20 protein-coding genes, 1 tRNA gene and 1 pseudogene are annotated in these 18431 nt (G+C 70.1%); 13 read left to right on the forward strand and 9 right to left on the reverse strand.

The genetic code is table 11. From position 1 onward, the window contains the following. The first annotated feature begins 43 nt into the window (after positions 1-43). Complete coding sequence (gene queG / locus QMK61_RS14850) at positions 44-1117, forward strand: tRNA epoxyqueuosine(34) reductase QueG (RefSeq protein ID WP_302073009.1); 1074 nt, start codon at positions 44-46, stop codon at positions 1115-1117. A gap of 9 nt (positions 1118-1126) precedes the next feature. Here queG and panD read toward each other — a convergent pair whose 3' ends face one another. From panD to pcnB, 5 genes are all read right to left on the reverse strand, one after another. Further along, positions 1127-1519 carry an aspartate 1-decarboxylase gene (gene panD, locus QMK61_RS14855; RefSeq protein ID WP_302073010.1) on the reverse strand — a complete coding sequence of 131 codons (393 nt, stop codon included), beginning with the start codon at positions 1517-1519 and terminating at the stop codon, positions 1127-1129. Positions 1520-1618: 99 nt separating this feature from the next. Next, positions 1619-2464 (reverse strand): pantoate--beta-alanine ligase, encoded by an 846-nt coding sequence (gene panC, locus QMK61_RS14860; protein ID WP_302073011.1) that lies wholly within the window; start codon positions 2462-2464, stop codon positions 1619-1621. Between the two features lie 18 nt (positions 2465-2482). Continuing rightward, positions 2483-3313 (reverse strand): 3-methyl-2-oxobutanoate hydroxymethyltransferase, encoded by an 831-nt coding sequence (gene panB / locus QMK61_RS14865; RefSeq protein WP_302073012.1) that lies wholly within the window; start codon positions 3311-3313, stop codon positions 2483-2485. A gap of 61 nt (positions 3314-3374) precedes the next feature. Beyond that, on the reverse strand, positions 3375-3854 hold the full coding sequence (gene folK / locus QMK61_RS14870; RefSeq protein ID WP_302073013.1) for a 2-amino-4-hydroxy-6-hydroxymethyldihydropteridine diphosphokinase: 480 nt from the start codon (positions 3852-3854) through the stop codon (positions 3375-3377). Next, positions 3851-5194 (reverse strand): polynucleotide adenylyltransferase PcnB, encoded by a 1344-nt coding sequence (gene pcnB / locus QMK61_RS14875; RefSeq protein ID WP_302073014.1) that lies wholly within the window; start codon positions 5192-5194, stop codon positions 3851-3853. The genes folK and pcnB overlap by 4 nt, the downstream gene beginning before the upstream one ends. Before the next feature lie 174 nt (positions 5195-5368). On the opposite strand from pcnB, the gene QMK61_RS14880 reads away from it, so the two are divergent. Then, positions 5369-5444: transfer RNA gene (locus tag QMK61_RS14880), tRNA-Glu, on the forward strand. 149 nt (positions 5445-5593) lie between these two features. Next, positions 5594-5917 carry a ferredoxin FdxA gene (fdxA, locus tag QMK61_RS14885; RefSeq protein WP_302073015.1) on the forward strand — a complete coding sequence of 108 codons (324 nt, stop codon included), beginning with the start codon at positions 5594-5596 and terminating at the stop codon, positions 5915-5917. 216 nt (positions 5918-6133) lie between these two features. Here the strand turns inward: fdxA and QMK61_RS14890 are convergent, their stop codons facing one another. After that, positions 6134-6724 (reverse strand): hypothetical protein, encoded by a 591-nt coding sequence (locus QMK61_RS14890; protein ID WP_302073016.1) that lies wholly within the window; start codon positions 6722-6724, stop codon positions 6134-6136. Between the two features lie 37 nt (positions 6725-6761). Further along, entirely contained in the window at positions 6762-7655 is an 894-nt protein-coding gene (gene dapA / locus QMK61_RS14895; protein WP_302073017.1) for a 4-hydroxy-tetrahydrodipicolinate synthase, read from the reverse strand. Positions 7656-7776: 121 nt separating this feature from the next. Here dapA and QMK61_RS14900 point away from each other — a divergent pair, with 121 nt between their 5' ends. The 10 genes and pseudogenes from QMK61_RS14900 (at position 7777) to QMK61_RS14945 (ending at position 16157) form a co-directional block, all read left to right on the forward strand. After that, a complete protein-coding gene (locus QMK61_RS14900; RefSeq protein WP_302073018.1) occupies positions 7777-8334 on the forward strand; it encodes an ACT domain-containing protein in 558 nt (185 codons plus the stop codon). 105 nt (positions 8335-8439) lie between these two features. Further along, positions 8440-8901 carry a peroxiredoxin gene (locus QMK61_RS14905; RefSeq protein WP_302073019.1) on the forward strand — a complete coding sequence of 154 codons (462 nt, stop codon included), beginning with the start codon at positions 8440-8442 and terminating at the stop codon, positions 8899-8901. An 82-nt stretch (positions 8902-8983) separates the two neighbouring features. After that, on the forward strand, positions 8984-10366 hold the full coding sequence (locus QMK61_RS14910) for a PhoH family protein (RefSeq protein ID WP_302073020.1): 1383 nt from the start codon (positions 8984-8986) through the stop codon (positions 10364-10366). 48 nt (positions 10367-10414) lie between these two features. Beyond that, a pseudogene (locus tag QMK61_RS14915) lies at positions 10415-10705 on the forward strand (GIY-YIG nuclease family protein); the annotation flags it as partial. A 167-nt stretch (positions 10706-10872) separates the two neighbouring features. Then, a complete protein-coding gene (gene thiD / locus QMK61_RS14920) occupies positions 10873-11664 on the forward strand; it encodes a bifunctional hydroxymethylpyrimidine kinase/phosphomethylpyrimidine kinase (RefSeq protein ID WP_302073021.1) in 792 nt (263 codons plus the stop codon). A gap of 129 nt (positions 11665-11793) precedes the next feature. Then, entirely contained in the window at positions 11794-12717 is a 924-nt protein-coding gene (locus tag QMK61_RS14925) for an aspartyl/asparaginyl beta-hydroxylase domain-containing protein (RefSeq protein WP_302073037.1), read from the forward strand. A 60-nt stretch (positions 12718-12777) separates the two neighbouring features. Beyond that, complete coding sequence (gene sigJ, locus QMK61_RS14930) at positions 12778-13704, forward strand: RNA polymerase sigma factor SigJ (RefSeq protein ID WP_302073022.1); 927 nt, start codon at positions 12778-12780, stop codon at positions 13702-13704. Positions 13705-13748: 44 nt separating this feature from the next. Beyond that, positions 13749-14207 (forward strand): carboxymuconolactone decarboxylase family protein, encoded by a 459-nt coding sequence (locus QMK61_RS14935; protein ID WP_302073023.1) that lies wholly within the window; start codon positions 13749-13751, stop codon positions 14205-14207. 301 nt (positions 14208-14508) lie between these two features. Continuing rightward, the gene (locus tag QMK61_RS14940; RefSeq protein ID WP_302073024.1) at positions 14509-14772 is read left to right on the forward strand and encodes a hypothetical protein; all 264 of its coding nucleotides are present in this window, start codon (positions 14509-14511) and stop codon (positions 14770-14772) included. Continuing rightward, positions 14769-16157 carry a serine hydrolase gene (locus tag QMK61_RS14945; RefSeq protein ID WP_302073025.1) on the forward strand — a complete coding sequence of 463 codons (1389 nt, stop codon included), beginning with the start codon at positions 14769-14771 and terminating at the stop codon, positions 16155-16157. Before QMK61_RS14940 ends, QMK61_RS14945 begins: the two co-directional genes overlap by 4 nt. On the opposite strand, the gene QMK61_RS14950 is transcribed toward QMK61_RS14945, so the two are convergent. Beyond that, complete coding sequence (locus tag QMK61_RS14950; protein WP_302073026.1) at positions 16123-17307, reverse strand: helix-turn-helix transcriptional regulator; 1185 nt, start codon at positions 17305-17307, stop codon at positions 16123-16125. The genes QMK61_RS14945 and QMK61_RS14950 overlap by 35 nt on opposite strands. 81 nt (positions 17308-17388) lie before the next feature. Beyond that, positions 17389-18402, reverse strand: coding sequence for an isocitrate dehydrogenase (locus tag QMK61_RS14955; RefSeq protein WP_302073027.1), 1014 nt, complete (start codon positions 18400-18402; stop codon positions 17389-17391). Positions 18403-18431 lie beyond the last annotated feature (29 nt).

Genomic DNA, 18431 nt, shown 5'->3' on the forward strand with positions numbered 1-18431 from the left:
CCTGCCGCGGCGCCCGCCTCGCGACGTCTCCTACAATGGCCGCATGTCCGCCGCCTCCGCCATCGACTACGCCGCCCTCGCCCGCGACATCAAACGCTGGGCGGGCGAGCTGGGCTTTGCCGGGGCCGGCATCAGCGGCATCGGGCTGGAGCCCGACGAGGCATACCTGCAACGCTGGCTCGACGACGGCCTGCACGGCGAGATGGACTACATGGCTCGCCACGGCACGAAGCGCAGCCGCCCGGCCGAGCTGGAGCCGGGCACGCGGCGGGTGATTTCGGTGCGCATGGATTACGTACCGCCCGGCACGCGCAACGCGTGGGACGTGCTGGGCGACGGCGAGGCCGGCTACGTGTCGCGCTACGCGCTGGGCCGCGACTACCACAAGCTGATGCGCAACCGCCTGCAGAAGCTGGCCGAGCGCATCCGCGACGCGGCGGGCGAGTTCGGCCACCGCGCCTACGTCGATTCCGCGCCGGTGCTGGAAAAGGCGCTCGCGCGCAACGCGGGGCTGGGCTGGATCGGCAAGCACACCGTGCTGATCAACCGCCACGCCGGCTCGTACTTCTTCCTCGGCGAGCTGTACACCGACCTGCCGCTGCCGGTGGACGAACCGGCCAGCGCGCACTGCGGCAGCTGCCGCCGCTGCATCGACGTCTGCCCCACGCAGGCGATCCTGGCGCCGTACCGGCTGGACGCGCGGCGCTGCATCTCCTACCTCACCATCGAGCTGCGCGGTTCGATCCCCGAGGCACTGCGCGCGCCGATGGGCAACCGCATCTTCGGCTGCGATGACTGCCAGCTGGTCTGTCCGTGGAACAAGTTCGCCCAGCAGGCCGCCGAACCCGACTTCGCGCCGCGGCACCGCCTGGACGGCGCCAGGCTGGTGGAGCTGTTCGCATGGGACGAAGACGAATTCCTCAGGCGCACCGAAGGCATGGCGATCCGCCGCACCGGCCACGAAGGCTGGCTGCGCAACATCGCGGTGGCACTGGGCAACGCACCATGGTCGCCGGCCGTGGTCGCGGCGCTGAACGCGCGCGCCGGCCATCCCTCGGCCGTCGTGCGCGAGCACGTGGCCTGGGCGCTGGCGCAACAGGCGGGGAAGGCGCCCTGAGCGACGGCCTCAGGCCGCCGCCATCTGCTTCGGGATCGAACGGTTGGTGTGGCTGATGCGGTTGCCCGGGCCGGCCGCGACGTACACGCAGGTGGGCTGGAACTGTTCCAGCTCGGCCTCGTTCAACTGCGCGAAGGCGGCGATGATGATCAGGTCGCCCTTCTGCACGCTGCGCGCGGCGCTGCCGTTCACCGAGATGATGCCCGAGCCTTCCTCGGCGCGCAGCGCGTAGGTGACGAAGCGGTTGCCGTTGTCGATGTCCCAGGCGTGGATCTGCTCGTACTCGCGGATGCCGGCGGCGTCCAGCAGGTTGCCGTCGATCGCGATCGAGCCTTCGTAGTGCAGCTCGGCGTGGGTCACCGTGGCGCGGTGGATCTTCGCCTTGAGCATGTTCAGTTGCATGACTTCAGTCCAGCAGGAACGGCCTGCGCAGCCTCGCATTATCGAACCGGCGACGTTGCGCCGCAACATCGCCATCTTCGCCCGACAGATGGGGCCGGTTCAATCGAAGGGCAAGTTGTCGATCAGGCGCGTGGCGCCGAGGCGGGCGGCGACCAGCGCCACCAGGCCCTCGCGCTCGCCGTCGGCGGGCTCGGACAGGTCCTCCGCGCGGCGGATGACCACGTAGTCGGGCACGAAGCCCGCACGCTCCAGCTTCGAGTGCGCCGCTTCCTCGACGATGCGCCGCGCATGTCCCTTGCCGACCAGTTCGCGCATCTGCACCAGGGTGGCGTGAATCTGCGGCGCCAGCGCCCGCTCCGCCGCCGACAGGTACTGGTTGCGCGAGCTGAGCGCCAGCCCGTCGTCGGCGCGCTGGGTGGGCGCGGCCAACACCTTCACCGGCAGCGACAGGTCGCGCACCATGCGCTCGATCACCTTGAGCTGCTGGTAATCCTTCTGCCCGAACACGGCGAGGTCCGGCTGCACCAGGTTGAACAGCTTGCACACCACGGTGGCCACGCCGTCGAAATGACCGGGCCGGTGCGCGCCTTCCAGCGTGTCGGTGACCTGCGGCACGTGGATGCTCACGCCGTGCGCGGCGCCGAACGGGTACATCGTCGCCACCTCGGGCGCGAACAACAAGTCGCAACCGTGCTCGGCAAGACCGGCCTGGTCCTGCGCCAGCGTGCGCGGGTAGCGCTCGAAGTCCTCGTTGGGGCCGAACTGGGTGGGGTTGACGAACACGCTGGCCACCACGCGATCGGCGCGCGCCCGCGCCAGCTTGATCAGCGAGTGGTGCCCGGCATGGAGGTTGCCCATGGTCGGCACCAGGCCCACCGTCTGCCCTTGCGCGCGCCAGCCGCGGACCGCGGCGCGCAGGGCGGGGACGTCTTGTACCGTTTGCATGGATGAACCTGCCTGGGGTCAGTTGAAGCAGTGCTCAGGCGCCGGAAAGGCGCCGCTGCGCACGTCGGCCACGTAGGCCTCGATCGCCGCCGCCACGGAACCGCGGCCGGCGAGGAAATCCTTGCTGAACTTGGGCCGCTTGCCGCGGGTGATGCCGAGCATGTCCTGGATCACCAGCACCTGGCCGTCGCAGTGCGGGCCGGCGCCGATGCCGATCACCGGGATCCCCGCCGCCTTCGTCACCCGCTCGCCTAGCGCCGTCGGCACGCCTTCCAGCACCAGCAGGTCGGCGCCGGCGGCCTGCACCGCCAGCGCCTCGGCCAGCACGCGCTCGGCCGCTTCCTGCTCGCGCCCCTGGATGCGGAAGCCGCCGAACTTGTGCACCGACTGCGGGGTGAGGCCCAGGTGCGCGCAGACCGGGATCGCGCGCGCCGTCAAGGCCGCGATGGCGTCGAGCACGTGCGGCGCGCCGCCCTCGATCTTCACCATCGCCGCGCCGGCCTCGCCCACCAGCCGCGCGCCGGCTTCCAGCGCGTGCGGCACGTCGCGGTCGGCCATGAACGGCAGGTCGGCGACCAGCAGCGTGGCCTCCAGTCCGCGTGACACCATCGTGGTGTGGTAGACCATCTGGTCGAGCGTCACCGGCAGCGTGCTGCCGTGGCCCTGCATCACCATGCCCAGCGAGTCGCCGACCAGGGCCACGTCCACGCCGGCGCGCTCCAGCTGCCAGGCGAAGCTGGCGTCGTAGGCGGTCAGCACGGCGATGCGCCGGCCCTCGGCTTTCATCGCATGCAGCCCGGGCACGGTGACCGGCTTGCGCGCGGGGGTATCGGCGTTGTGCACGTACACGGCGTGCTCCTGGGTCGTCAGCGGGGGGATGGTCGATTATCCGGCGCGGGGCCGCGGAGGCTCAAGGCAGCGCTTCGCACCCTGACGCATCCACGCGTGCCAGCAGCGCGTCCACGCGCCCCATGCCGGGCAGCTCCAGAGCCGGTGCGATGTCGTTCAGCGGCAGCAGCACGAAGGCGCGCTCGGCGATGCGCGGGTGCGGCAGGACCAGGCGCTCGTCGCGCAGGACCACGCCGTCCATGTGCAGCAGGTCCAGGTCCAGCGTGCGCGGGCCGTTGCGTTCGGCGCGCACGCGGCCGGCGTCGCGCTCGATCGCCAGCAGCGCGTCGAGCAGCGCATGCGGCGGCAGCGACGTGTCCAGCGCCATCGCCGCGTTCACGAACGGCGGCTGTTCCAGCACGCCCCACGGCGGCGTCAGGTACAGCCGCGAGCGCGCCAGTTCGCGGGTGCCGGGCAAAGCGGCCAGCGCATCCATCGCCGCCGGCACGCGGCGCCGCGGATCGCCCAGGTTGCCGCCCAGTGCGACGTAGGCCGTCGTCACGTCGTTCCCGGCTTGCCGGATGGACGGCGCCGGCGGCGACGCTTGCGCGCCGCCGGCGCGGCGGGTTCGGCCGTGCCGCCGCTGTGGTTGGGCAGCGCGGCCGCCAGCGTCTCGTGCGGCAGTTGCTGTGCGTGCGCCCACCACTGGCCCAGTTCGCGGACCGCCGGCGACTCGTGCGCGCGCAGCAGCAGGAAGTCGAACGCGGCGCGGAAGCGCGGGTGCGTCAGCAGGCGGAACACCTTCTTGCGCTGGATCTGCTCGAAGCGCGGCTGCAGCGACCAGATCTCCTCCATGGTGAAGGTGAACCGGCGCGGGATCGCCACCCGCTGGCACTGCTCGCCCACCACGCGCAGCGCGGCGCGCGCCCAGGCCTCGTTGTTGTCCATGCCCTGTTCCATCCAGGCATAGGCCAGGTCGCGCACCTCGCCCCACAGCAGCACCGCGAACAGGAACGCCGGCGTCACCGACTTGCCCTCGGCCACGCGCTCGTCGGTGTTGGCCAGGCCCTGCTCGACCAGCGCGCGCAGCGCCTCGTCGCCGCGTTCCAGCGCGCGCGCGGTGGCGGGGAACATGAACTTCAGCAGGCCGCACTGCTCGAGCATGCGGAAGCTCTGGAGCCCGTAGCCGGCCAGGAACATCTTCAGCGACTCGTCGAACAGCCGCGCCGGCGCGGCCTCGGCCAGCAGCACGCCGAGCTCGGCGAACGGCGCCGACGCCGCATCGTCGATGCGGAAGCCGAGCTTGGCCGCCAGCCGCACCGCGCGCAGCATGCGCACCGGGTCCTCGCGGTAGCGCGTGGCCGGGTCGCCGATCAGGCGCAGCACGCGGTCTTCCAGGTCCTGCATACCGCCGACGTAGTCGCGCACGGAGAAGTCGCTGATGTCGTAGTACATCGCATTGACGCGGAAGTCGCGGCGCAGCGCGTCCTCCTCGATGCTGCCCCATACGTTGTCGCGCACGATGCGGCCGTCGACGATGTGGCGCTCGCCCTCCGCGCCCTCCTCCTCGCCGGTGCCGCGGAAGGTGGCGACCTCGATGATCTCCGGGCCGAACACCACGTGCGCGAGGCGGAAGCGGCGGCCGATCAGGCGGCAGTTGCGGAACAGCTTCTTCACCTCGTCCGGCGTGGCGTTGGTGGCCACGTCGAAATCCTTCGGCTTGCCGCCCAGCAGCAGGTCGCGCACCGCGCCGCCGACCAGGAACGCGTCGTAGCCGGACTCGTTGAGCCGGTACAGCACGCGCAGCGCGGCCTTGCTGATGTTCTTGCGGGAAATGATGTGCTGCTCGCGCGGGATGATGCGCAGCGCGGGCGCGACGTCGGTCCTTGCCTTGGAGTTCAAGCGGTCAGAATCCTTGCGGGCGATCTGCCCGGTTCTTGTTGCAGGCGGTGGCAACGGCCGCGGCGCCGTGCAACGGCGCGCGGCACGCGGCGACGATGCGCACGCGCGCAATGTCGCACGGGGGCATTGCCGGGCGAAACAATTCGGCTATACTACCGCGCCTCGCGGCAAGACGCTCCCATCGTCTAGTGGCCCAGGACACCGCCCTCTCAAGGCGGGAACACGAGTTCGAACCTCGTTGGGAGCGCCATTTATTCTGTGCGATCATCCATGGTCGCCGTTGTCTGGAAGGGTCCCGGTACCTGCAATTCCTGACCGTCGGCCAGGCCAGAAGCGGCCATCCATGGCCGCACTCTTCACGAGAGCGCTGGCTTCGCTTCGCTCCAGAGCCGAACCGCCATGACCTTCGTCGTCACCGACAACTGCATCAAGTGCAAGTACACGGACTGCGTCGAGGTCTGCCCGGTCGACGCCTTCCACGAAGGCCCCGACTTCCTCACCATCGATCCGGACGAGTGCATCGACTGCACCCTGTGCGAGCCGGAGTGCCCGGCCAACGCCATCTACCCCGAGGACGACGTGCCCGCCGGGCAGGAAGGCTTCGTGGCGTTGAACGCCGAGCTGGCGAAGGCCTGGCCGGTGATCACCGAGCGCAAGGACGCCCCGGCCGACGCGAAGGAATGGGACGGCAAGCCGAACAAGCTGGGCCTGCTCGAGCGCTGAAACACCTGACTCCCGCAGCACCGCATCGACGCCACCCGCCGGGTGGCGTTTTCGCATCCGCAACGGGAACGGCGGACACATCGAACGGAATCGCGCGCCGGAATGGCACTGGCAAGAAAACGCACGGAAGCGACATGCGCCCGGCGCGACACTTCCCGGCTCCGGACGCGAAAACGCCGCCCACAGGCGGCGTTTTCATGCCCGCGGGCGAACGGCCTACTTGCCGCCGAGGCGCGAGCGCAGCGCGTCGACCACCTTGGCCACGGCCGCGGCATTGCCCTGCGCACGGACCTGGCTGGCGCCCTCGCCGCTGGCGTCCACGCTGACCTGGACCTGGTGTGGAGCGGCGCCGGGCGCGGCACCGTCCTTGTCGCCGCGGTGGAACATGCGGCTGAAGAAGCCCCGCTTCTGGGCGGCGTCCGCGGAGGCGACCACTTCCAGCGCGTAGGTGTGCGCGGTGTCGTCGTGCGCGACCACCTTGCCGATGTCGCCGGCTTCCAGCGCCTGGCCCACGCGGGCGTAGGTGTCGGCCACGCCCGCGGACAGCACGAAACCGTCGGCGATCACGCCGCCGCCCACGCCCGTGCTGGCGGTGGCGCCGTTCGCGGTGGGCTGGTTCGCGCCCGGGGGCGGGATCACCAGCGCCTCGCTGGCCGAGGGCGTGTCCAGGCCCGGCGGGATTTCCAGCGGCGACTCCTGCTTGGCGGTTTCCCACGCCTTGGTCGAGCGGAACATGCCGCAGCCGGACAGCAGCAGGCCGGCGAGCGCCAGGGCAGGCAGGGCAACGGCGAGCGAGGTTTTCTTCATGGAGTCGTATTCCGTAAGGATAAGTCGGGCGGCCGCGTCAGGCGGCGTCCGCCAAGGATGCCAGAGTCGCCAGTTCCGTGCGCAGGCGGGCCCGCGCGGGGCCTTCTTCCAGTTCCACCAGCGGCAGGCGCGGCGCGGCCGATCCCAGTCCAAGCTCCGGCAGGCCCGCCTTCACCGCGATCGGGTTCGGCGCGCATTCCAGCGCCTCCAGCAACGGCGCCAGGGCCGCCCGGCAACGGGCCGTCCCCGCATGGTCGCCGCCGGTAGCCGCGTCGCACAGCGCGCGGAACGCCTTCGGCACCAGGTTGGCCACCACCGAGATGGTACCGGCCGCGCCGGCCAGCATCGCCTCGCCGGCCGTGGCGTCGTCGCCGGACAGATAGACGAAATCCGGGCCCGCAAGTTCCGCGATGGCGCGGATGCGCTCGCCGTCGCCGCGCGCCTCCTTGATGCCCACGATGGCCGGATGGATGCGCAGCTTCGCCACCGTGTCCGGCAGCAGGTCGCAAGCGGTGCGCGACGGCACGTTGTAGAGCAGCACCGGCAGGCCGCCGTGCTCGGCCACCTCCATGAAGTGCCGACGCATGCCTTCCTGGGTAGGACGCACGTAGAACGGCGCCACCACCAGGGCGGCGTTGGCGCCCAGTTCGCGGGCGCGGCGGGTAAGCGCCACCGTCTTGGCGGTGCCGGCCTCGCCGGTGCCGGCGACCACCGGCACGCGGCCGGCCACGCGCTCCACCGCGAAAGCCAGCAGGCGCTCGTACTCGTCGTGCTCCAGCATGTGCGCCTCGCCGGTGGAGCCGGCCACCACCAGCGCCTGGGTGCCGCCAGCGAGCTGGTGGTCGAGCAGCCGTCCGAACGCCGCCAGGTCGAGCGATCCGTCGGCCGCGAACGGGGTGGCCAGCGCGCAGATGCTGCCGTGCATGTTCATTGCGTTTTCCGCATGAAAACAGGCTTCACATGTTACTTGCGGGCCCGCCGAACGGACAAGTAAGCTCGGTATCGCCGCCCATCGCCCGCACGCCGTGCGGGACCTGCAACAGGCCACGCCCTTGAACCGCTCTTCCAACCGCGCCGGCAACGACCACCAGTTGCTGATCCAGACCCTTACCCCCTCCGCACGCGCACCGCTGATCGCGCTGTCGCGGAAGATCACCGACGCCGGGTGCAACCTCGCCGACGCACGCGTATCGACCATCGGCGACGACGTCTCGCTGATGCTGCTGGCCACCGGCGCCTGGGACGCGGTGGCCAAGCTGGAGACGGCGCTGGCCAAGCTCGGCCGCGACGACGATCTGCACCTGGTGCACTACCGCACCGAGCCGCGCCAGCCCAGCGGCCAGTTGCTGCCGTACCTGGTGGAAGTGGTGTCGGCCGACCGCCCGGGCATCCTGGCGAAGATCGTGGAGTTCTTCAGCCGCCTGGAGATCAGCGTGGAGCAGCTGGGCGCGATGCGCTACCACGCCATGCAGACGGGCACCGCGATGTTCCAGGCGCAGTTCACCGTGGGCATTCCCGCCGAACTGCATATCGCCGCCGTGCGCGACGACTTCCTGGAGTTCTGCGACGGGCTGAACCTGGACGCGATCATGGACCCGGTGAAATTCTAGGATGCTCCTGCTCGACAGGCCTGGCAAGGCTGTCGCCTGTCACGTTCATCGCGCTAGTCTCTGCCCCGCACACAGGCGAAACCCCGCCGGGTTTCCGGAGAGACCATGCCAGACATCGGAAAGAAAGTTCCCGCCCTCAGTGGCGCCACCGGCGACGGCGGCACGCTGAAGCTCGCCGACCTCAAGGGCCAATGGGTGGTGCTGTACTTCTACCCGAAGGATTCCACCCCGGGCTGCACCAACGAGGCGAAGGATTTCCGCGATCTCTACCCCGCCTTCCGCAAGCGCCACGCCGAGGTCGTCGGCGTCTCGCGCGACTCGGCGAAGTCCCACGCCAACTTCGCCGCCAAGCAGGAACTTCCGTTCCCGCTGGTGTCCGATGCGGACGAGGCCTGGTGCAAGGCCTTCGACGTGATCCACGAGAAGGTGCTCTACGGCAAGCGCCACATGGGCGTGGTGCGCAGCACCTTCCTGATCGATCCAGACGGCAGGCTCGCCGCCGAATGGCGCGGCGTGAAGGTGCCTGGCCACGCCCAGGCCGTGCTCGACGCCATTCCCGCCCGGTGACCCGTCCTTCCGCCGCTTTCTCCGCCGTGGCATCCCGCATGCCGCGCCCCCCTTCCCACACCTCACGCGAGGCCGCTTCCGCATGACCGAAGGCAAGCGCATCTACGCCCTGGACACCAACGTGCTGCTGCACGACCCCACCTCGCTGTTCCGCTTCGAGGAACACGACGTGTTCATCCCGATGACCGTGCTGGAGGAGCTGGACGAGAAGAAGAAGGGCGGCTCGGAAGTCTCGCGCAACGGACGCCAGGTCAGCCGCTTCCTCAACGAGCTGATCGAGCGCGGCAACGGCCACGGCATCAGCAACGGGCTGGACCTGTCCAACCCGCAGGGGGTGAACCTCAAGCGCGGCGCGGCGGTGGGCAAGCTGTACTTCCAGCAGCGCGCCAGCAACGGCCACGGCAAGGCCGACAACCAGATCCTGTCCGCGGTGATCGAACTGCGCGACCAGAACCCCGACCGCTCGGTGGTGCTGGTCACCAAGGACATCAACCTGCGCATCAAGGCAAAGATCTACGGCATCCATGCCGAGGACTACGAGAACGACCGCGCGCTGGACGACTTCGCCCTGCTCTACACCGGCTCGGCCGAATTGCCCGAGGACTTCTGGGATCGCCACCCCGAGGTGGAATCCTGGAACGAGCACGGCCGCACCTACTACAAGCTCGAGCGCCGCGAGGACGAGGACTGGCATCCCAACCAGTGCCTCTACCTGCCGGGCGAAAACAGCGTGGAGCTGCGCGTGCTGCACGCGGGCGACGAACCGCAGGCCACCCTCGTGCTGCTGGACGACCACAGCCACGCCAACCACAGCGTGTGGGGCATCGCCGCGCGCAACCGCGAGCAGAACTTCGCGCTCAACGTGCTGATGGACCCGGACGTGGACTTCGTCACCCTGCTCGGCACCGCCGGCACCGGCAAGACCCTGCTGGCGCTGGCCGCCGGCCTGGCCCAGGTGATGGACCAGCAGCGTTACCGCGAGATCATCATGACCCGCGCCACGGTCTCGGTCGGCGAGGACATCGGCTTCCTGCCCGGCACCGAGGAAGAGAAGATGACGCCGTGGATGGGCGCGCTCACCGACAACCTCGAGGTGCTCGCCAATCCCGAGGAAGGCGGCAGCTGGGGCCGCCAGGCGACGAACGACCTGCTCGCCTCGCGCATCAAGATCCGTTCGCTCAACTTCATGCGCGGGCGCACCTTCCTGTCGCGCTACCTGATCATCGACGAGGCGCAGAACCTCACGCCCAAGCAGATGAAGACCCTGATCACCCGCGCCGGCCCGGGCACCAAGATCGTCTGCCTGGGCAACGTGGAGCAGATCGACACGCCCTACCTCACCGAGACCACCTCCGGCCTCACCTATGCGGTGGACCGCTTCAAGCAGTGGGAACATTCGGCACACATCACGCTGCGCCGGGGCGAGCGTTCGCGGCTGGCGGATTTCGCGTCGGAGGCGTTGTAGCCATTTTCGTCATGCCGGCGCAGGCCGGCGTCCAGTGGAGACCGCGCCATGGATCGGCGACAACCTTGCGTCTACATGCTTGCCAGCAAGCACAATGGCACGCTCTATATCGGCGTGACCAGCGACCTGGTCAAGCGCATCTGGCAGCACCGCAACGAGGTCACCCAGGGCTTCACTTCGCGCTACCGCGTCCATGAGCTGGTCTGGTATGAACTGCATGAAACGATGGAGTCGGCCATTCTGCGCGAGAAGCGGCTCAAGGAATGGAAGCGGGTATGGAAACTGCGACTGATCGAAGGCGAGAACCCCGAATGGCGCGACCTTTACCCGGCGCTGCTGTGGCTGGATTCCGGCCTGCGCCGGAATGACGGACATGAGGTTCGCCGTCATCGGGCACCGTTCTTGATCGTCATTCCGGCGCAGGCCGGAGGCGCTTTTCAACAGCCGAAGGGCTGGTCATCCAGCAACCGCCACGCACGAAGCCACGACCAACCTCGACCGCTCAAATGCAAACGCCCCACGCCGCGCCCCCCATCGCCCTCACCATCGCCGGCTCCGACTCCGGCGGCGGCGCCGGCATCCAGGCCGACCTCAAGACTTTCCATGCGCTCGGCGTGCACGGCCTGTCCGCCATCGCCGCGATCACCTCGCAGAACACCCGCGGCGTGACCGCCGTGCACGCGGTGCCGCTGGCGCACGTGCGCAGCCAGATCGCCGCGGTGTTCGACGATTTCCCCGTCGGCGCGGTGAAGACCGGCATGCTGGGCGGCGCCGCCGCGGTGCGGCTGGTGGCGCGCGAGATGCGCCGCCGCCGGCCGGCCTGGCTGGTGGTCGATCCCGTGATGATCGCCACCAGCGGCGCGCGCCTGTTGGCCGCTGATGCCGTGGCGGCGCTGGCGAAGGAGCTGATTCCACTGGCCGACGTGCTCACACCCAACCTGCCGGAAGCGGAAGCCTTGCTCGGCTGCGTACTGAAGACGCCGCGAGATTTCGACGACGCCGGCGAGGCGCTGCTGGCGCTGGGCGCGCGCGCCGTGCTGCTCAAGGGCGGACACGCCCGCGGCCGCGTGGTGGTGGACCGCTGGTACGACGCGCGCGGGCGGCTGGACATCCATCATCCGCGCCTGTCGTGCGAAGGCCATGGCACCGGTTGCACCCTGGCCTCCGCTATCGCGGCGGAACTGGCGAAGGGGCGCGCCCCGCGCACCGCCGCGCGTCGCGCCGCCGCGTACGTACATCGCGCGTTGGCCCGTGGCTACCGGCCGGGCGGCGGCGAGGCCTGCGTGCTTCGGCATTGACGCCGGCACCCGGCGTCCGCCGCGTCGTCGCCCCCCGCTTGACTTGGGGCGGGGCGGCCACATACTCCGTAGCTGCCTTCCGGCAGTTTCCCGGGCCGCCCGCCGATGGATTTCCTCAGTCCCCGCTTCATCGTCCTCTACGTGCTGCTGGCCTTCGCGCTGTGCGTGCTGCTGGTGCACCTGCGCGGGCGGGCGCGGCTGCGCTTCGACCGCCAGCTGGTGGACCACTCGGCCATCTTCGCGCCCTACAACCTGTTGATGTACGCGTTCTCGGCGGTGCCGGCGCGGCCGATCCTGGACCGCCGCGGCTTCCCCCAGCTCGACCTGCTGCAGGCCAACTGGCGGACCATCCGCGACGAGGCGCTGTCGCTGTTCGACGAGGGCCACATCCGCGCGGCGCAGAACGGCAACGACGCCAGCTTCAACAGCTTCTTCAAGCAGGGCTGGAAGCGCTTCTACCTGAAGTGGTACGGCGAACCGCTGGCCTCGGCCGAGGCGCTGTGCCCGCAGACCGTGGCGCTGCTGAAGTCCATCCCCAGCATCAAGGCGGCGATGTTCGCCACGCTGGCGCCGCAATCGAAGCTCAACCCGCACCGCGACCCGTTCGCCGGCTCGCTGCGCTACCACCTGGGCCTGATCACGCCCAACTCGCGCGACTGCCGCATCTTCGTCGACGGCGAGGAGCACGCCTGGGGCGACGGCAAGGACGTGGTGTTCGACGAGACCTACGTGCACTGGGTGGAGAACACGACCGACCAGACCCGGGTGATCCTGTTCGCCGACGTGGAACGCCCACTGCGCACGCGCTGGATGAGCGCGATCAACCACCGCGTGGGGGCGTTCATGGGCAAGATCACCGCGTCGCCCAACACCGAGTCGCCGGAGGAGAAGACCGGCTTCGTCAACCGCATGTTCGCGCTCAACCAGCGCGGCCGCGAGCGCAACCGCGCCTTCAAGAAGAAGTACCCGAAGCTGTTCCGCGCCCTCAAGTACCTCGGCATGCTGGTGCTGCTCTGGCTGGTCTTCCTGGCACCCTGGCCGTTCTTCCGCTGAGGCTGTAACGCCCGGGCATCCTGGCGCGTCCTACAGGCAACTCCCGCAGGAAGCCGCACCATGGACCCGCAAACCGCCCTGTTCCAGCAACACCGGCCGCGCCTGTTCGGGCTGGCCTACCGCATGCTCGGCACGCCGGCCGACGCCGAGGACGTGCTGCACGACGCCTGGCTGCGCTGGCACGCGCAGGACACCGCCGCACTGGACGACCCCGAGGCCTGGCTGGTCACCGTGACCACCCGCCTGGCGCTGGACCGCCTGCGCCGCGCCAAGGTCGAGCGCGAGCACTACCCCGGCCCCTGGCTGCCCGAGCCGCTGGTGGACGACACCGCACCGGCCGGGGATGCGGGCAGCGACACGCCCGAGGCGATGCTGGAGCGCGACCAGACCCTTACGCTGTCCTTCCTCACCCTGCTCGAGCGGCTGGGCCCGGACGAGCGCGCTGCCTTCCTGCTCAACGAGGTGTTCGACTACAGCCACGCCGAGGCGGCGGCCATCCTCGGCATCGCCGAGAACGCCTGCCGCCAGCGCGTGCACCGCGCCCGGGCACGGCTGCGCGAGGACCGCCCGCGCTTCAGCGTCGACGCGCGCGCCCAGCAGCGCCTGCTGCAGCGCTTCGTGGCGGCCATGGAACGGCCCACGCTGGAGTCGCTGCAGGCGCTGTTCGCCGAGGACGCCATCCACATCAGCGACGGCGGCGGCGTGGTCGCCGCCACCCTGCATCCGCTGCACGGCGCCGAGCGGCTGGCGCGGCTGTACCTGCAGATCGCCCACAACACCCGCCTGCAGCCATTGCGCTACGGCCTGCTCATGCTCAACGGCGCGCCGACCCTGCTGGCCTGGTCCGGCAACACGCTGACCACCGCGATCTGGGTCGAAGGCGACGGCGAGCGCATCACCGCCATCCACGCGCTGCGCCACCCGGGCAAGCTGGCGAAGCTGGCGGCGACGGTAACGAATCCGGAAGCCGGCGCGTCCTTGCATTGAACGGCCCGTTCCGGCCGCCATCCGCCCACACTCAGGAGTTCCCCATGACCCGCATTTCCATCCAGCGCCACTACGCCACCATGCAGCCACTGATCAAGCTCGGCGAGGAAATCCGCGCGCGCGGCCACCTGGACGCCAAGCTGGTCGAACTGGTGCTGATGCGCTGCTCGCAGATCAACGGCTGCGCGTTCTGCCTCGACATGCACAGCAAGGACGCCCGCGCCGCCGGCGAGACCGAACAGCGCCTGTACCTGCTGCCGGCCTGGCGCGAGACCAAGCTGTACAGCGAGGCCGAACAGGCCGCGCTGGCCTTCGCGGAGGAACTCACCGAGCTGCCTTCGCACGAGTCGGTGTCCGACGCGCTCTACGAGCGGCTGCACCAGCACTTCGACGACGCCGCGGTGATCGACCTGATCCTGCTGGTCGGCCTGATCAACACCTGGAACCGCCTCAATATCGCCGTGCGCACGGAAGGCGGCCACTACAAGCCCGCCGCGCACTGAGAGCCTGAGAGCCGCTCAGTCGTGGACGGACGTCCACTCCCTGGCTCTTCCTTGGCCTGCGCGCAAACAGCTCCCGGCGCGGGGCGCCTGGAGATCGTGAACAGGCTCTGAGGAACCGGGCGTACCCGCCCGGGTACGCCCCACCCGGCCGGACCGGGATCCGGCAGGCATCGGGAAGGTCCGAAACCGCCGGATCGCACCTCACGGGGCGCGCCGGACCGTCCGGTCCGGCCGCCCCGGACGCGGCCGGACGCGCGCCGCCGCATGCTGACTGCTCCTTCCGACGACCGGGGACCGTCCCATGCACGAACGACCCGCCAGGCTCCTGCGCGGCCTGGCCATCCTGGCCTTCGCCGCGCTCGCCTTCGCCGCGGTGACCCTGCGGCTGATCCTGGGCACCGGCATCCCGCTGCAGCTGCCACCCCTGCCCGTCTACATCTTCGCCACCTGGGCGTGCTGGCCGCTCAACCTGGCCGCGTGCGAACTGCTGCCGCGCCGGCCCGCCATCCGACCACCCACCCTCGCCGCGACACCGCATATTCGGAACATGGGGAGAACATCGTGATCACACGCATCCTGAAAATCGTCCTTGGCCTGCTGCTGGCCGTCGTGCTCGCGGGCGCGGTCTGGCTGGGCACCGCGGGCCGGCCCCTGCTGCGCATCGCCACCGGTTCGGTCAGCCGCGGCCTGTGCGTCGCGGCCTTCGTCAGCCATGTCGATCCCGGCCGCGTGTTCCGCGAGCAGCACGCGCCGCAAATGCGCAGCATCGCCTGGGCGGTTCGCTGGCGCGTCGACAAGGCCCGGCAGGAGGCCAGCGCCAGCGTGCTGGGCGCCTTCGAGGCACGCGCCGTGTTTCGTCCCGGGCTGGGCTGCCTGCTGCTGCATGGCGACGGCCCGGTGCCCGAAGCCGCCGGCTTCGCCCCCGCGCCCATCGCCAGTCCGTTTCCCGACCGTGTGGTCGCATCGGACGACCCGGCCATCCGCGCCGCGCTCGGGCGTGCCTTCGCCGAGCCCGACCCGGCGCACCCGCGCAACACCAAGGCCGTGGTGGTGCTGCACGACGGCCGGCTGATCGCTGAGCGCTACGCGCCGGGCTATGGTCCGGACACGCCGATCTGGGCGCATTCGGTGACCAAGTCGCTGATCAACGCGCTGGTCGGCATCCTGGTGCGCGAGGGCAGGCTGCGGCTGGACCAGCCCGCGCCGATCGCCGCGTGGCAGTCGCCGGACGACCCGCACCGCGCCGTCACCATCGACCAGTTGCTGCGCATGGACAGCGGCCTGCCGTTCGACGAGACCGACGGCGTGCCGAATCCGATGACGCGCATGATCTTCCTGCAACGCGACATGGCCGGCTATGCGGCGAGGATGCCGCTGGCGCACGCACCCGGAACCGCCTGGGCCTACGGCAACCTGGACTATATGCTGCTCGGCCGCATCGTCGCCGACGCCGCCGGCGGCAGCGCCGTGGCCGCCGAGCGCTTCGCGCGCCGCGAGTTGTTCGCGCCGCTGGGCATGGCGCACACGCTGATCCAGGCCGACGCCACCGGCACCCTGAACGGTGCGGGCGGCAGCTACGGCACGGCGCGCGACTTCGCGCGCTTCGGCCAGCTCTACCTCGACGACGGCGTGGTCGACGGCCAGCGCATCCTGCCCGCGGGCTGGGTGGCCTACAGCCATTCGCAGACGCTGGACACGGGCTACGGCGCGGGCTTCTGGCTGAACATCAAGGACGACACCCGGGTGCCGGTGTGGAACGCCCCCTGGGGCATGCCGCAGCTGCCGAAGGACATGTACTACGCGCGCGGCGCGTTCGGGCAGTATGTGGTGATCGTGCCGTCGGAAAAGCTCGTGGTGGTGCGCATGGGCATCTCGCTGGACTACGGCGACCACACCGGCGACCTGGTGGCGGCGATCATCCGGGCCCTGCACGCCCGGCCGGCGCCGTGAGCGCCTGCGCCTTGCGGTAGGCGCTGGGCGTATCGCCGATCTGGCGCTTGAAGGCGGCGTTGAAGGTGGACTTGGAGGTGAAGCCGCAGGCGTAGGCGATGTCGAGGATGCTGCGCGCGTCGCCGGCATCGGCCAGGCAGGCGCGCGCCGCCTCCACGCGCAGGCGGTTGACGTAGTCCCAGAACGTGCCGCCGAAGCGGCGGTTGATCACCGCCGACACGAGGTACTCGGGGTAGCCGCTGCGCTTGGCCACCTGGCCGATGGTCAGCGCCGGTTCCAGGAACAGCGGGGCGGCGCCGTCCATCAGCGCCGCCACGCGCGCCTGCACCGCGTCGAAGCGGGCGTCGTCCGGCCCGGCGGCGGCGACGGACACCTCATCGCCGTCGCCCGCCGGGGCGGCGGCGACCTCGGGTTCGACCGCCACCGGCGACTGGTTCAGGCTGAACCAGCCCATCACGAAGATCCAGCCCGCGATGGCGCCGAACAGCAGGCCGTAGTTGAGGATCGGCAGGTACACCAGGGCCTGCACGATGGCGATGCACCAGATCACCACCTGGCAGGCGGCCATCGTATCGATCCAGCGCAGCGAGAGGCGGTCGGCGTCGGAGCGCCGCTCGCGCAGGCGCCGGCGATAGCGGTGCACCTGGACCAGCGCGGCCGCCACGTAGGACAGACTGTAGACGAACAGCGCGATGTCGAACCAGCGGCCGATCGCCCGCTCGCCCGCGATCCAGTGCGCCGACATCGCCTGCAGCCGCGCCGGGCTCGCCAGCAGCACGTGCCCGGTGGCCAGCAGCATCGCCGCGAACCCGAGCAGGTGCCGCACGTCGCGCCAGCGGAAGCCCCGCCCCCGGGTCAGCGCCCGCACGTAGAGGAAGAACAGGCTGCCGTAGAGGAACGGGAACAGCGCCACGAAGCGGTAGGCGCGGAACCACTCCGGCGCCAGCGTGTGCCAGTAGGCCGCCTTCACCGCCAGGTCGACGCCAGCCAGTGCCACCCACACGGCCAGCAACCGGTTCGCCTCGCGGTTGGCAGGTCGGCGCCACAGCGCCAGCGCGAGCAGCGCGGCTTGCACGGCGGCGGCGATGTAGACATAGACCCAGAACGCGATGTTCATCGGATGGTCGGGCGGCAGGCTCGGAACGCCCATGCTAGCAACCACCGGCGTGCGCTCCAAAAACGGCAAGGCCGCGGGCGATGCCGCGGCCTTGCGTGGTCGTGCCGCGAACGGTCAGGCCGCGACGCGCTTCGCGATGGCCGCGCCGAAGCTCTCGGTGCTGCCCTTGCCGCCCAGGTCCGGCGTCACGCTGTCGCGGTCGTTCGCCATGGTGTCGCGGATCGCGGCGCGCAGCTTGTCGCCCTTGGCCACCATACCCAGGTGGTCGAGCATGTCGGCCGCCGCCAGCAGCAGCGCGCAGGGGTTGGCGATGCCCTTGCCGGCGATGTCCGGCGCCGAGCCGTGCACGGCCTCGAAGATCGCCGCGTGCTCGCCGATGTTGTCGCCCGGCGCCAGGCCCAGGCCGCCGACCAGGCCGGCGCACAGGTCGGACAGGATGTCGCCGAACAGGTTGGTGGTGACGATCACGTCGAACTGCTCGGGCTTCATCACCAGCTGCATGCAGGTGTTGTCCACGATCATCTCGTTGAACTCGATCTGCGGGTATTCCCTGGCGATCTCGCGCGCCACGTTGAGGAACAGGCCCGAGGCGGTCTTGATGATGTTCGCCTTGTGCACCGCGGTGACCTTCCTGCGGCCCTTCTTCACCGCCAGCTCGAAGGCGTAGCGCACGATGCGGCTGGCGCCCTTGCGGGTGTTGCGCACCAGCGAGGTGGCCACCTCGCCGTCCTCGGACAGGGTCTGGCCCTCGGACAGGTAGGCGCCCTCGGTGTTCTCGCGCACCGTGATGATGTCGATGTTGTCGAAGCGCGCCTTGGTGCCGGGGAAGCTCACCGCCGGACGCACGTTGGCGTACAGGTCGAAGTGGCGGCGCAGGGTGACGTTGATCGAGGTGAAGCCGCCGCCGATCGGCGTGGTCAGCGGGCCCTTCAGCGCCACCTTGTGCTCGCCGATCCTGTCCAGCGTGGCCTTGGGCAGCAGGTCGCCGTGCTTCTCCAGCGCCACCATGCCGGCGTCGACGAAGTCGTATTTCAGGCCGCAGTCCAGCGCGTCGAGCACGCGCAGCGTGGCGGTCATGATCTCCGGGCCGATGCCGTCGCCCGGGATCACCGCGATGGTCTTGCTCATGGGGGAACTCCTTGGAATGAACCGGTCAA

Origin of the sequence: Fulvimonas sp. R45, from assembly GCF_030504985.1 — a bacterium.
Taxonomy (GTDB): Bacteria; Pseudomonadota; Gammaproteobacteria; order Xanthomonadales; family Rhodanobacteraceae; genus Rhodanobacter_A.